Here is a 12,346-nt window from a genome sequence, read left to right on the forward strand (position 1 = left end):
CTAACGTTTAGTCCACTAACGTTTCTCCCGCGAACGAAATTACATCGTTAGTCCGACTAACGCAACCCGGTAGGATCGGTTTCATGACCAGCAGAGCCGAAGCCGCGGACATGACCCACCACGGCGAGACGAAGACGCCGGACAGACTGCGCCGACGGGCCAGCCGCCTGCTGTCAAGCATGACCGCGCAGTCGGACCGGCTGATAAACGAGGGACTGGCCCAGGTCGACGCCCGCAAGTGGCACTACGCTGTGCTGGCTTCGCTGCAGGAGCACGGTCCGGGCAGCCAGGCGACGCTGAGCCGACGCACCGGCATCTACCGCAGCGACATGGTCGGCGTCCTCAACGAACTGGCCGAGCGCGGCCTCGTCGGGCGGGCACCGGATCCCGACGACCGCCGCCGCAACGTCATCACGATCACCGCCCAAGGCCGCCGGCACCTGCGTCGCCTCGACAAGGTCCTGGACGACCTCCACGACGAACTGCTCGCCCCGCTGACCTTTGCCGAACGCGACCAGTTCGTGCAGTTGCTCACCCGCCTACTGGACCACCATGCCCAGCAGGCACCGCACCCCCCAACCTCCTGACACGAAACCAGCCCTGGCGACAACATTCGTCCTGCAGTTGTCACCTGCGAAGTTCGAGCGGCGACGAACCTCAGCCGCGCGGAGCGGAAGAGGATCGTGTCGGCACGAGCCTGCTTTTACACTGTTCTCGCAGCTCCTGCATCTGGTCGCGGACTTCGCAAGTCAAGACCGTTGGCCCTCGGCTTCGCCCGCGGACGCTGCATCACCCGCTCCTCCCGGCCCACTGGCGGGCAGCCGCGGTGGCCTACTTGCCTTATCGACCTTCAAGCCGTTGACCAGCTACTTCGCTTGAGAACCCCAGATAACGGTCGGCGCGGACATCGGGGTTGAGGAACCTGCGGACAGCCGTTGGCGGTACCCGCGAGTAACTTAGGTGGACGCTCCGGCAGGTCGTCCTGCGGGTGATCATTTCCGTTCAAGATCTGGACGTGTGGTGTGCTTCCGGTTGTTACCGGGCGCTGGGTGGTGTGCCTACGGTCGTCGGTCATGCCCGCAGAGTTTCTGTCTGATGAGCAGAGGTCGGCGTACGCGACCCTCAGTGAGATGCCGTCGCTGCCGGACATGGAGAAGTTCTTCTTCCTGGACGCCTTCGACCGGGAAGTGATCGCGCGCTCACGCCAGGATTCACACCGCCTCGGCGTGGCGATCCAGATCGGGACGGTCCGGCACAAGGGCTTGTTCCTGGAGGACCCCCCGGCGGTGCCGTGGCCGGTGGTGGACTACCTGGCCGAACAGTTGGGCATCGGGGACCCCTCGCAGGTGAAACGATACGGGGAGCGGCCGAAGACGGTCTATGAGCACGCGTGGATGATCTGCGATGTCTACGGCTATCACGACTTCGACTATTGCTCCAAATCGTGCCGCAACCGCGCCTGGGAGGTGCGTTCGGCCGAGGCCCGGCTGCAGCGCGACATCGCCGCCGGCGCCGCGCGCAGCGAGCCGGTACGCGAGGTGATCCGCCAGACCGTCGCGCAGACCCGCCCGGCTCCTTCGCCTGCCGAGCGGAGCGCACCGGCCGTCTCGGCTGCGGCCGGGTGGATGGCGCTGCTGCAGGAGCTCGCCGAGCAGCTGCGCGAAGGCGAGCTGGGCCGCACTGGCACCACGAGAAGCTGTACCGGCGCCTGACCGACGTCGCGGCCGCGCTCGGCGAGGCCTACCCCGGCGGCATGGGGCACCTGCAGCGCCACGTCGGCCGCCGCTCACGATGACCGCGCCGCTCCCCGGTGCCCCGCGCGGTCGACGAGGCCCCAGCTGGACAGAGAGCCATCCCCGGGGACGGCTTCCCGCTCACCGCGCGAGCGGCTACCAATGACGTGTGGACCATCTCTACTGGGACATCGGATCGTGCGCGGGCGGCGCCTGCTTTGAGGTGGAGCTGCGCGGTTCGGCCGCCCGGGTGTGTCTCGTGGATGTCGACGACTACCAGGTATATCTCGACGGGAACGCGTACAACTACCACGGCGGCTTCTGCAACGTCAGCCCTGTCGTCCTGGAGGTCCCCTACGACGACTATTGGTATCTCGTCGTCGACAGCAACGCCCACCGGATCAAGGTCGGGGTCGCTGAGATCTTCGACTGACAGCGCGGTTCCGCCCTCAGCCCGCCAGCGCCAAGGATCGTGATCGTTCTCAGCGCCAACGGCTGTCCGCAGGTTCCCCAACCCCGAGGGCACGATCTGACCCCAGGACTCAAGGCCCAGGCGATGAGAGTGCTCACTCACCAGTGGCTACCAGGCACCGAGTCTGCCCGAACAGCAGAACCGGTAGCTCCCATTAGGCTTTGAGGAGGGTGCCGCGGCGCCAGATGGCGCGGGTGTTGAGGGTGTCGGTGATGGTAGTGGTGGGGTCGCCGTCGATGAGGAGAAGGTCGGCGCGCAGGCCTTCGGCGATGCGGCCTCGGTCGGTGAGGTTGAAGCGGCGTGCGGTGGTGGAGGTGGCTGCGCGCAGGGCCTGGAGTGGGCTCAGGCCGGCGCGGGTGAGGTAGTGGAGTTCGTGGTGGATGCTGGCGCCGTGGGCGAGGCCGCCGAGGAAGGGCAGAGGGACGGAGACGTCGGTTCCGGCGAGGATGTCGACGCCTGCGTCGTGCAGGGCGCGCACGGTGTCCAGGACGTGGGAGATCTTGCCCTGGGGGTAGTGGCCGAAGCTGGAGCGCAGTGTGGTCATCCAGTCGTCGTCCAGGCGGGAGGCGACTCGGGGGTCGTCGGCGAGTTCGTCGCCGGTGATGCCCATCATGGAGGCGTTCAGGACGATGCAGGGGACGACGAAGGTGTCGGAGTCCTTGAGCAGGGAGATGATCTCATCGGTGTGCGGCTGGTCCATGAAGACGTGGGCCAGGCCGTCGATGCCCGCCTCGATGGCCATGCGGGTGGCGTCCAGGGTGAGGGTGTGGGCGACGGTGAGCATGCCGTGCCGTTTGGCCTCGGCCACGCCCGCGTTCAGGGTGGCCTGGTCGAGCATGGGCAGGCCGGGGTGTCCTTCGACGCTGCCGTCGTCGACCATGAACTTGATGTAGTCCGAGCCGCGCTCGATCAGCTGGGGAATGAACGCGACCGCTTCCTCCGGAGTGGTGGAGAAGGGCATGAGCGGCGGCTCGCCGGCGGGCCTGGCACCGGGCGGCGGGCCGGGGCGGGAGCCCTCGGGGAACAGTTCGCTGGGATGCCCACCGGGCGGGGTGATGCCGAACCCGGAGGAGCGCACATCGGCCAGGGCGTCGTTGTCGCTGATGTGCCGACGGTTGTCGCGGGTGTTGGTGCCCTGCATCTCCAGCTCGGTCGTCACGCCGAAGGCCAGGGCCAGCGCGAGCGCGCCGGCGTTGGTATGGACATGGGCGTCGATCAGACCGGGCAACAGGGTGCCGCCCGATCCGTCGACCACATCGGCTCCCCCGGGGACCGGGCCGCCGACGGAGACGATCTGCCTGCCGTCGATGAGCACCGTGGTCGGCGCGTGGGTGTCGATCCCGTCGAACACCTTGGCCCCGGTGATGGCGGTTACAGTCATGAAGTACCTCGCTCATGGTTGGTTCTCGCCACCCAATCGTATATCAGTTGATATGCAAATACCTACGACATGCATCTGTGTTGGGTATGCTATTGTCATGACCAGTACACCCGTCCCGCCCGAGCGCTCCGTTTTCGACGAGGTAGGACCGGCGATCTCCCGGATGCGCCGCCGCACCATGAGCGAACCGGGCGGCCTCACCCGGAACCTGGTGCTGAACATCGTCGGCGACCACGACGGCGAGATCACCGTGGGCGCGCTGGCCGGCGAGATGAACGTCAGCCAGCCGGTCGCCAGCCGCTCCGTTGCGGCCGCCATCGACGACGGCCTGATGCGCCGGGCCGTGTCCCAGCAGGACGGCCGGCGCACTGTGCTCGAACTCACCGATGCCGGACGAGCCGAGCGCCACCGCTTCGCCGCCTCCCAGCGACACGTGTTCGAAGAGATCACCGCGAACTGGGATCCCGACGAACGCGTCCAGTTCGCCCGCCTCCTGATCCGCTACAGCACCGACAGCGTCGCCTGGACCACCCGCCAGCACTTCCCCAACACCGGTACCGAAACTCGCTGAAACACCACCACCCGGCAACACACCGGTACTTCACATGGAAGGCTTCCCGGCGCGAGCAGGCCCGTGCTCAGGCACCCGGGCGCCCGGGTGCCGGACCGACCTGCCGCCCGCCGTCTCGCTCCCGCCGGATCTCCCTGTGGGCTTGATCCGGTTTGACGGACATTCGAGATCAGGGGCTCGTCTCCGGAAGGATGTCCATGATGGAGAGTAGGGGGAAGAAGAAGCCGCGTCCTCGCCGCTCGTTCACGCCGGAGTTCAAAGCTGAGATCGTCGAGCTGTGCCGGCGCGGTGACCGCCCGGTCGGGCAGGTGGCCAAGGACTTCGATCTGACCGAGACCGCGGTGCGGCAATGGGTCCGCCAGGCCGAGGTCGATGCCGGCGACAGGGACGGGCTGACCAGCAGCGAACGGCAGGAGCTGCAGGCGTTGCGGCGGGAGAACCAGCGTCTTCGCCAAGACGTCGACGTGCTCAAGCGGGCGACGGCTTTCTTCGTGCGGGAGACCCGGTGAGCGTGCACCCGTTCATCGAGGCGGAGAAGCAGGGCGGCCACAGCGTCAAACGGGCGTGTGAGCTGCTGGGAGTCTCCCGTGCCGCCTTCTGCTCGCGCCGCAGCGCGCTGCCCGGTCCGCGCGCGGTGCGTGATGCGGAGCTGGCCGAGCGCATCGCCGAGGTGCACGTGCGCTCGCGGGGCAGCTACGGCGCACCGCGGGTGCACACGCAGTTGCAGCAGGACGGGCAGCGATGTGGCAGGCGGCGGGTGGCCCGGCTGATGCGCACGCTCGGCCTGGCCGGACGGTATCGGCGCCGCCGGCGGCAGACCACGATCTCCGATCCGTACGCGAGCCTGCGGCCAGACGTCTGGAGTTGCCCCGGTTGCCTACGCCGATCTGCCCGCGGTGTCTTTCTGCCGCATTCCGGCCGCCCCTTGACCAGCGGCCATCTCACCTCGTGGCCCGTTTCTGCCGTATTCCGGTGGCACCCCCTACGCGCAGGCGCGCGAGGAGTACGGCCCCCCGTCCTCGCGGCGCTGCTCCCGGGCGCGAAGATCCCTACGAGGTAGCGTGAGGCTGTTCTCCTCCGACGGAGAGCCACCCTTGGGCGGCCGGTGCTGTCGAGCTCATCGGCCGCCTCCTGGTGTCACCGTCGTTCTCGGGATGTGCGGTGCTTACTGGGCCGGTGGCGGGGTGGGGCGCAGGTACATCCGCAGCCGCACGCGCGAGCTCACGCCGGTCTGGGTGATGGTGAACTCGTCACACAGGCGGCCCATCAGCCATGGTCCGAACCCGCGACCCGCGCCCGGGTCGGGGCGCTGTCTCGGAGCGGCGAGAACCCGAGACGGGACTCAGCGGATAAGAAGGCGCGGTACCGATAAGCACCTCCCCGTTCGTCCTGTTGCGGCCACGCGTCGCACTGGCCTCGCTAGGTAAGGAGGGCCGGTGAGATTGTCGCCGGGCCGGGCGGGTGCTCTGTTCAGGGGGTTGGCCGGAAGTTGTTGCAGGCGTTCAGGTGGTGTTCGCAACTGGACCATCGACGGTTGATGCGGTCGGTGACGGTGTATTTGATCTCTTCGGTGCAGGGGTCGTCGGGGCCGTTTCCGCCCCAGGTACAACGGCTGCGGCTGACGCGGCCGGGCGCGAAGTCGCCGGGGTCCCAGGCCTTGATGTGGGCGGCTTGCATCCCGACCTCCTCAAAAGGTCATAGTGTGCCGGTGCTCGCCGTGTCGACGCCACTCCAGCGCTGGGCTGGGGGTCGACGTCGTCGTCCTCAGCCGAGCCGCTCCTTACCGGGCTTGTCGGAAAGACCTCCGGGGAGCCCTTCGCGGACGGCGCGCACGATTGCGGTCTTGATGGTGCGTGCGGTGCGGCCGGCGAGCGGGACGGGACTGCCGGTCATCGTGTACCACTCCTCGGCGCTGGTGAACGCGAGGGAGAGTCCGCGTACCGCGTGACACGTTTTCGGCCCTTGCCGCAGTCGCCCGGACGCCGCCGCAGAATGGGAGGCCCGTCACGACGCGCTGGAGACGCTCCGGAGCCTGCCGCCTCGACAGCGCCAGATTTTGGCTTGGACGATGAGCGACTTCACGCCCTCCGAGATCGCCGAGCTGCTCGGTATGACCCCCAACACGGTCAGCGCCAACCTCGGGGGCCAGTAGGAACGGACCGATGAGCCTGGGTTACTGTCACATCTTTTGACAGGGTGAGCGCGGGAAGCCCCCACCGGTCTCGTTGGAGACGAGCAGGGGCTTCTTGGTGTTACCCACCTGGCACGTTGGCCTGCATCGCCCCCGGGGGCGACAGCGCAGGCTGGGCTTGGTCAGGCCTGGTCGTGCAGCTCGGTACGGGTGGTTTCTGCCTGTTCGACGATGGTGGCCAGTACCGGTGCGGGGACCTCGTCGCGGAAGGTGTCCACAAGCTGGTCCAAGACGGTGTCGGCCTGGTCGAGGTCGCCGGCGCGGGCGTGGGCGCGGGCCAGGCGGCGCATGGTCTCGTTGAGGGTGATGTTGTCGACGCCGGCGTCGGTGTTCGGGTCCAGGGTGGTGGCCACGACCGCTTCGAGCTGTTCGATGCTGGTGGTGGTGTCGGCGGGCCGCACCTCGACGCCGCCCTCGGTGAGGGTGAGGAAGTGGCGTCCGGCGTTGGTGCCCTTGACCATGTGCGCGTACACGGCCAGCGGGTGGTCGGGGTGGGAGGCGATGAGTTCCTCCAGGGCGTCGTTGCCCTCTTGCAGTTGCGGAGCATCAGAGCCGAGCAGGGCCAGCAGGGTGCCCTGCTGGGAGCCCATCAGCAGATCGCCCGCTTTGCGGTCCTCCTCATCGCGCGGCGCGCTGACCTCGATGGAGTGTTCAGGGGAGGTGACGGTGGAGCCGTCGGGGGCCCGGTACAGGGCGCGCAGCCGGTAGGTGCCGGGTGTGGGGAAGGTGAGGCCGTCGGCGCCGTAGCCGATGTAGGCGCTGTCGTACAGGGCGGGGGTGTCGGCGTCGAGGGTGACGCGGTGGTTGGGGCTGCCGCAGGCGCGGGCGATCGGCCGGAAGGGCCGGGTGTCTCCGGCCGGGTCGGTGACCAGGATGGTCAGGGTCTCGCCGCGGGGGCTGAGGTTGGGGAAGGCCTCGGCCTGGGGGGTGCTGCCGTCCAGCGACAGCTTGATCTCGGCGGTGACGGGTTCGCCGTGGGAGAAGGATTCGCGTCCGGTCAGTTCCAGCCGCAGCCCCGACCGGCTGGGCGGGGGCAGGTCGACCTGCTCAAGGGCCGGGCGTTCGGCGGCGTTCGTTCCCATCGGGGTGCCGCCCATGACGACGTCGTAGAAGAAGCCGTGGCGGATGTGGCGCAGCTCGCTGGGGGTGAACTGCCAGGCGAAGGCCTCCCAGAAGGCGTCCTCGCCTTCTTCGCCGTCGGGGCCTTCGTAGACGTCGACGTACTGCATGAACGACAGGTCGCCCTTGCCCTCGCGCGGCCCGAGCGGCTGCGGGGGACGGTTCAGGTGCTTTTCGAAGGAGTGCGACAGGTTGAGGGCGTGGCCGATCTCGTGGACGTAGGTGCGGATCTCCTTGCGCGTTCCGGCGTATCCGTGATCGGTCAGGGTGGAATGGAACAGGGCCATCCCTTGCCGTTGGAACTCGCCCTCGCTGTCGAACATGACGCCCCGGCTGCCGGCGACCTCGGCGTGGCGGGTGGCGATGAAGCTCCACAGTTTCCACTGCTCGGTCTCGCGGTGGCCGCTGAAGTTGGTGAGCATCGCGGCGTGCAGCTCGGCGTCGGACCATTTCAGGTCCTCCCCGGCCTCGGCGACGGGAACCTCGTTGGCGGTGCCGGAAAGGCGTAGTTCGACCCCGGCCTCGGCGTAGGCCGACTGGACGGTGATGATCTTCTTGGCCAGGCCGGGCGGGCGGGGATCGGTGGTGGTGGCGTACTGGGCGGCCGGCCTGGTGCCGGTCATGGCGTCGATCTCCCAGTCGATGGTCCGCAGGAACCGCGAGACGTAAGAGCAGTCGAAGACGGTGACCTTGCTGCCGTCGGGCGCGCTGCGGGTGAGGGTGGCGGTGCCGCCGGGAGCCAGCCGGTCCACCTGCACCGAAATCAGTGGTCTGCTGTTGGGGGAGGGGAATGTGGCGGTGCCGGCGATGACGGCGGGCAGTTCGACGGCTTCGTCGCCCTCCAGCACGAAGGAGGTGAAGTAGGCGCCGTCGGCGGCGTCGAACAGGTCAGCGGAGACCACCGGCAGCTCGCCCTCCAGATCGACGCGCAGATCGATGCGCACGCCGTCGGTGATGCCGGAGAAGCGCCCCGCGGCCGGCAGGCGGGGCTTTTGGAAGTCGGCGGGCAGGGCGGCCAGGCCGGCCATCACCTCACCCCAGGTGCCCACGGCTACGGGGCCGGTGTCCCAGTCGAAGTCCATCGCCTTGTCGCCCTTGATGAACAAGGTTCGATGTGCCCCGCCGGGCAGGCACATGGCGGCGTGATCGAAGTCGCCGCTCATGTCCTCGGGCAGCATCTTCCACCCGGCGCCCTCCATGCCCGACAGCGGGCCCTGATAGCCCACGCCCTGGCCCCACTTGATGACCACGCACTGATCACCCTTGATCAGCATGGTGCGGCGTATGTCGTAGAGGTTGGGCAACTGCACGGCGACGTCGAGGTCGCTGCGGAACGCGGCCGGGATGTAGGGCCCGAAACCCGGATGGCTGGTGATCGGCCCCTGGTAGAGGACTTTTTTGTACCAGTCCTGCTCCAGGCACTGGTCGCCGGCCAGGAAGAGCGTGGAGGCGGAGCTCAGGCGTATGACGCCGTCGCTGCAGCTGGCGAACGGCTCGGGCAGAGTGGCGAACGCCCCGTCGAACGCCTGTGCCAGCGGCTTGCGCCACTGCAGAGCCTTCGTGTCGCTCAGTGCGGCCTCCTCCCCGCGCAGGAACCACAACGTCCATGGTTGGTTCAGCGTCGTCGTGACGACCGCGGAGAATCCTGTGGTCCTACTGCGCAAAAACCCCATCGCACGCCTCCCGGCCGGGCCCGGAGGGCCCACGCCGAATAACGCTAAGCAGTCGTGTCGATACATACAATTACCGCAACAAGTCAGGTCGGACCGAAATAAACCGGACGAATACTCCTTTTAGGTTGTGGACTGTTCATTACCTTCCTACTTCTCCCCAGCTGCAACCAAAGACATCCTCACCGTTTTTTCTACCTGGCACGAAACTTCCAGGTCCGAGACGGAAAGTGTCCGGCCTCGCCAGCCCAACCCCAGGTAAAACGGGACATCCGGCACTGATGCCGTCCCTTCGGGAACGGAAGGGGCATCCGTAACCAGCGCCACCCATGGCCACATCCGGCCACGCTTCCACCAGCCCCGTGTCCGGCGGTTGGGCGCAACCCAGCAAGATCACCTCAAGCACGCCGCACACGAACGTGGCGTTGGCACATCCGCTTGCTCGGCGATACGGCGGGTCGGTTCCACCATGTCAGCGCTAGCGTTAAGCCGATCGTTGCAGCACCCTTCCGGAATTACTCAATTCCGGAAGTAGGCTCCGGGCATGACTTCCGGAAACGCGCAGAAGCCGGTAGCGCAAGAGCTCGAAACGACTTCCGGAAACACGCAGCCACGATTGCGGGGCCGCCGCCCCGCTCAACTCCCGCCGCCCTACGACCGGGCGCTGGCCGACTACGGCGCCGCGCTGGAGGGCTCGCCGCTGGCCGACTCCAGCCGGGCCAAGTACCTGTCGCGGGTGCGCGGGTTCCTCGCCTTCGTCGCCGAGGCATCGGCCGACGGCATGCTGGACGGTGACCCGCTCGCCGACCCCGCGGCCGCGGGGTCGGCGGTGCGCGACTATCGCCGCCATTTGAAGAACGGCCGCCGCGCGCCCACCACGATCGACAACGTGCTGGCGGCCGTCGACGACTTCCACGCCCGCGCGGCTCTGGCCGTCACCCCCGCGCGGCGCGAGCGCGCCATCCGGCGCACCGCGCCCAAGGCCTTGGACGAGCGCCGGGTGCGCCGCTACCTGCGCGAGGCGGAGAAGAACGCCTCCGCCCGGGATGCGGTGATCGCGTTGCTGCCCTACCTGGCGGGCCTGCGCATCGGCGAGGTCGTCGCCCTGGAGGTGGCCGACGTGCGCCTCTCAGCGCGCAAGGGCGAGCTGCGGGTGCTCGGCAAGGGCCACGGCGGCGGCAAGATCCGCACCGTCGACCTCCACCCGGACCTGCGCACCGCGTTGCAGGCTTGACTGCAGGAGCGCGCCACCTGGCCCGGCGCCGCCACCACCGCGGCGTTGTTGCTCAACGTCCGCGGCGGCCGCCTGAGCGACCGGGCCGCCCGCGACATCATCACCCGCCTGGGCGCCGCGGCCGGCATCAACGACGATGCGGCCGAGCCGTTCGGCCCGCACGTGTTGCGCCACACCTTCGGCACCCAGCTCGTGAGCGCCGGCAAAGACCTCATCCTGGTCGCCGAGCTCATGGGCCACGAGCGCCTCGACACCACCCGCCAATACACCCTGCCCACCTCGGCCGACCGCGCCGCCGCCTTGGAGGCGCTCATCACCGACCACTGAACGAGCTCTGCCGGACGGAGGCCTCAGAAGTGGAGCAATGACGCGGGATCACTTACCGTGCGCAGGTCGTCGAACAGGGCATCGGAGGTTGTGCGGAAGGCCACGTGGACAGCGGTGAGGGGGGAGCCGTCCATGGCGGCTTTCAACGCCAGCGACACGCCTTGTCCGGCCAGCTGATCGCTGAAGCCGAAGACGGTCTCCACCGCCGCCAGGGTGACGGGGCCGCCGTGGGTGATCGCGTTACGGATTCGGGCCAGGCGAGCCAGCAGGCGGATCCATCGCTGGCTCAGCTCGTCCTGCCAGGCGATGACGGAGGCTTGGTCATGCAGCCGCGCGGCCAGGGTGTGCACCCGGCGTCCCTGCGGATGGTGGAGGGGGTAGATGGAGACCAGCTCCGCCAAGGCGGTCCGATCGAACACCCCGTCACGCCTTCGATGCAACATGCCGTCATGGCTGGTCTACGTGCCTGACGCATCTGACAAGATCATCTCACTGTGACCTGGGAGAAGAGGCCAACAACCCAAGATGACCATCGAGGTGAGATGTAGGCCTCCAAGAGAACACAGGTGACATGGGCCTGCTAGTAGGTGAACCTGAGCTCGTGATGGATGCCACGAGCCCTGCGCCGACCGCCCGTCGTCGGAGCCGAGTAGTCGCCGTCGACGTCGGCTCGGTGCGGAGGAACTTCGCCTGGGCCGCCCTCGATCTCCCGGCCCGGAAACCGGTCGGCGCCGGGGGCAGCCACCCGGAGGGCGCCGCGAGGGTCGTCCTGGAGGCGGTGGCTGCCGGGCTGCCTGTGGCGCTGGGTTTCGAAGCCCCGCTGGTGGTCCCGGTTAGCCCCGTCGGTGTGCCCGACGGCTGGGCCACGCTCGGCCGGGCCCGTCAGGGCGAGTCCGTGGACGGATGCTCTCGACCGTGGTCGGCCGGCCCCGGCAGCGGCGCGTTGGCCACTGGGCTTGTGCAGTTGGCTTGGGTTCTCGAGCGCGTGGCAGCCGGGGCGCCTGGTCTGCGATGCACGACCAATGCTGAGCGATGGCTCGTCGCTGACGCAGAGCTCTTCGTGTGGGAGGCCTTTGTCTCGGGCGCAGGTAAGCCGGCTCCCGGGGGCGTGAGCCAGCACGCCGCCGACGCAGCGGCTGCCGCAGACACTTTTGCGGAGCGTGCCGCGGCCGGGAACCTGGTGGCCTCCGATGTCACGTGCGCCCCCGAGTCATCGTTCAACCTGGCGGCCGCCGCAGCGCTGTACGCCGGGATGACCATCGATCCCGGCGAGGTTCACTCACCCCTGCACGTCTACCGCACCCGATCGGCTGCGCCTTCGAGGCTGGTCTGATTCGCTGCAGACACCATCCGAGTCGCTTGGCCGCCCTGAGGTGAGGACACCCCTAACAATGGATCTTGTTCCATAGAGGGGAGCCTTCCGGGACGTCGTCGTCGTCCAAGGCGACGAGCTCGGCGATCCGGACGCCTGAATAGAACAGCAGCCGGCCGATGGCGCGGTCGCGATCGAGCTGGCGGCCGGCCTGCTGCGTGCCGTGCCGTGCGCCGACCTGGCCGAACGTCTGGGCGTAGACACGGGGCTGCTGTCCACGACCGGGCCCGCCGCACGGCCCAGGCACGCGAGCATGCGTACGGTCTTCGAGACGTC

The 12,346-nt window shown here is 68.2% G+C and carries 15 protein-coding genes and 1 pseudogene; 10 read left to right on the forward strand and 6 right to left on the reverse strand.

Translation table 11 applies throughout. The features are described from left to right. The first annotated feature begins 83 nt into the window (after nt 1-83). The 3 genes from ACTOQ3_RS39915 (at nt 84) to ACTOQ3_RS39925 (ending at nt 2,166) form a co-directional block, all read left to right on the forward strand. Entirely contained in the window at nt 84-587 is a 504-nt protein-coding gene (locus ACTOQ3_RS39915) for a MarR family winged helix-turn-helix transcriptional regulator (RefSeq protein WP_440088982.1), read from the forward strand. A 486-nt stretch (nt 588-1,073) separates the two neighbouring features. Continuing rightward, a complete protein-coding gene (locus ACTOQ3_RS39920; RefSeq protein ID WP_440088983.1) occupies nt 1,074-1,712 on the forward strand; it encodes a DUF4158 domain-containing protein in 639 nt (212 codons plus the stop codon). 190 nt (nt 1,713-1,902) lie between these two features. Next, nucleotides 1,903-2,166 (forward strand): DUF1883 domain-containing protein, encoded by a 264-nt coding sequence (locus tag ACTOQ3_RS39925; protein WP_440088985.1) that lies wholly within the window; start codon nt 1,903-1,905, stop codon nt 2,164-2,166. Nucleotides 2,167-2,359: 193 nt separating this feature from the next. Here ACTOQ3_RS39925 and ACTOQ3_RS39930 read toward each other — a convergent pair whose 3' ends face one another. Next, nucleotides 2,360-3,586 (reverse strand): amidohydrolase family protein, encoded by a 1,227-nt coding sequence (locus tag ACTOQ3_RS39930; RefSeq protein ID WP_440088987.1) that lies wholly within the window; start codon nt 3,584-3,586, stop codon nt 2,360-2,362. A gap of 97 nt (nt 3,587-3,683) precedes the next feature. On the opposite strand from ACTOQ3_RS39930, the gene ACTOQ3_RS39935 reads away from it, so the two are divergent. The 3 genes from ACTOQ3_RS39935 to ACTOQ3_RS39945 all read left to right on the forward strand — a co-directional run bounded on the left by ACTOQ3_RS39935 (nt 3,684) and on the right by ACTOQ3_RS39945 (nt 5,217). Beyond that, complete coding sequence (locus ACTOQ3_RS39935; RefSeq protein ID WP_440088989.1) at nt 3,684-4,157, forward strand: MarR family winged helix-turn-helix transcriptional regulator; 474 nt, start codon at nt 3,684-3,686, stop codon at nt 4,155-4,157. 197 nt (nt 4,158-4,354) lie between these two features. Then, entirely contained in the window at nt 4,355-4,666 is a 312-nt protein-coding gene (locus ACTOQ3_RS39940; RefSeq protein ID WP_440088991.1) for a transposase, read from the forward strand. Nucleotides 4,667-4,791: 125 nt separating this feature from the next. Further along, nucleotides 4,792-5,217: an IS3 family transposase gene (locus ACTOQ3_RS39945; protein WP_440089009.1), complete on the forward strand. Its 426-nt coding sequence runs from the start codon at nt 4,792-4,794 to the stop codon at nt 5,215-5,217. A gap of 410 nt (nt 5,218-5,627) precedes the next feature. Here the strand turns inward: ACTOQ3_RS39945 and ACTOQ3_RS39950 are convergent, their stop codons facing one another. Continuing rightward, the gene (locus ACTOQ3_RS39950; protein WP_440088992.1) at nt 5,628-5,834 is read right to left on the reverse strand and encodes a hypothetical protein; all 207 of its coding nucleotides are present in this window, start codon (nt 5,832-5,834) and stop codon (nt 5,628-5,630) included. 87 nt (nt 5,835-5,921) lie between these two features. Next, on the reverse strand, nt 5,922-6,050 hold the full coding sequence (locus ACTOQ3_RS39955; RefSeq protein WP_440088993.1) for a hypothetical protein: 129 nt from the start codon (nt 6,048-6,050) through the stop codon (nt 5,922-5,924). Nucleotides 6,051-6,171: 121 nt separating this feature from the next. Here ACTOQ3_RS39955 and ACTOQ3_RS39960 point away from each other — a divergent pair, with 121 nt between their 5' ends. Further along, nucleotides 6,172-6,309: a sigma factor-like helix-turn-helix DNA-binding protein gene (locus ACTOQ3_RS39960; RefSeq protein ID WP_440089011.1), complete on the forward strand. Its 138-nt coding sequence runs from the start codon at nt 6,172-6,174 to the stop codon at nt 6,307-6,309. A 161-nt stretch (nt 6,310-6,470) separates the two neighbouring features. Here ACTOQ3_RS39960 and ACTOQ3_RS39965 read toward each other — a convergent pair whose 3' ends face one another. Continuing rightward, nucleotides 6,471-9,140, reverse strand: coding sequence for a hypothetical protein (locus tag ACTOQ3_RS39965; protein ID WP_440088995.1), 2,670 nt, complete (start codon nt 9,138-9,140; stop codon nt 6,471-6,473). Nucleotides 9,141-9,681: 541 nt separating this feature from the next. Between ACTOQ3_RS39965 and ACTOQ3_RS39970 the strand changes: the two genes are divergently transcribed. Continuing rightward, nucleotides 9,682-10,371, forward strand: a complete 690-nt coding sequence (locus ACTOQ3_RS39970) for a tyrosine-type recombinase/integrase (RefSeq protein ID WP_440088997.1) — start codon at nt 9,682-9,684, stop codon at nt 10,369-10,371. Further along, complete coding sequence (locus ACTOQ3_RS39975; RefSeq protein WP_440089012.1) at nt 10,372-10,698, forward strand: tyrosine-type recombinase/integrase; 327 nt, start codon at nt 10,372-10,374, stop codon at nt 10,696-10,698. Between the two features lie 23 nt (nt 10,699-10,721). Here ACTOQ3_RS39975 and ACTOQ3_RS39980 read toward each other — a convergent pair whose 3' ends face one another. Beyond that, entirely contained in the window at nt 10,722-11,117 is a 396-nt protein-coding gene (locus tag ACTOQ3_RS39980; protein WP_440088998.1) for a hypothetical protein, read from the reverse strand. 689 nt (nt 11,118-11,806) lie between these two features. On the opposite strand from ACTOQ3_RS39980, the gene ACTOQ3_RS39985 reads away from it, so the two are divergent. Beyond that, nucleotides 11,807-12,031 (forward strand): hypothetical protein, encoded by a 225-nt coding sequence (locus tag ACTOQ3_RS39985; RefSeq protein WP_440088999.1) that lies wholly within the window; start codon nt 11,807-11,809, stop codon nt 12,029-12,031. 52 nt (nt 12,032-12,083) lie between these two features. On the opposite strand, the pseudogene ACTOQ3_RS39990 reads toward ACTOQ3_RS39985, so the two are convergent. Continuing rightward, a pseudogene (locus ACTOQ3_RS39990) lies at nt 12,084-12,346 on the reverse strand (hypothetical protein); the annotation flags it as partial.

The organism is Streptosporangium sp. LJ11 (genome assembly GCF_051918945.1).
Lineage (GTDB): Bacteria > Actinomycetota > Actinomycetes > Streptosporangiales > Streptosporangiaceae > Streptosporangium.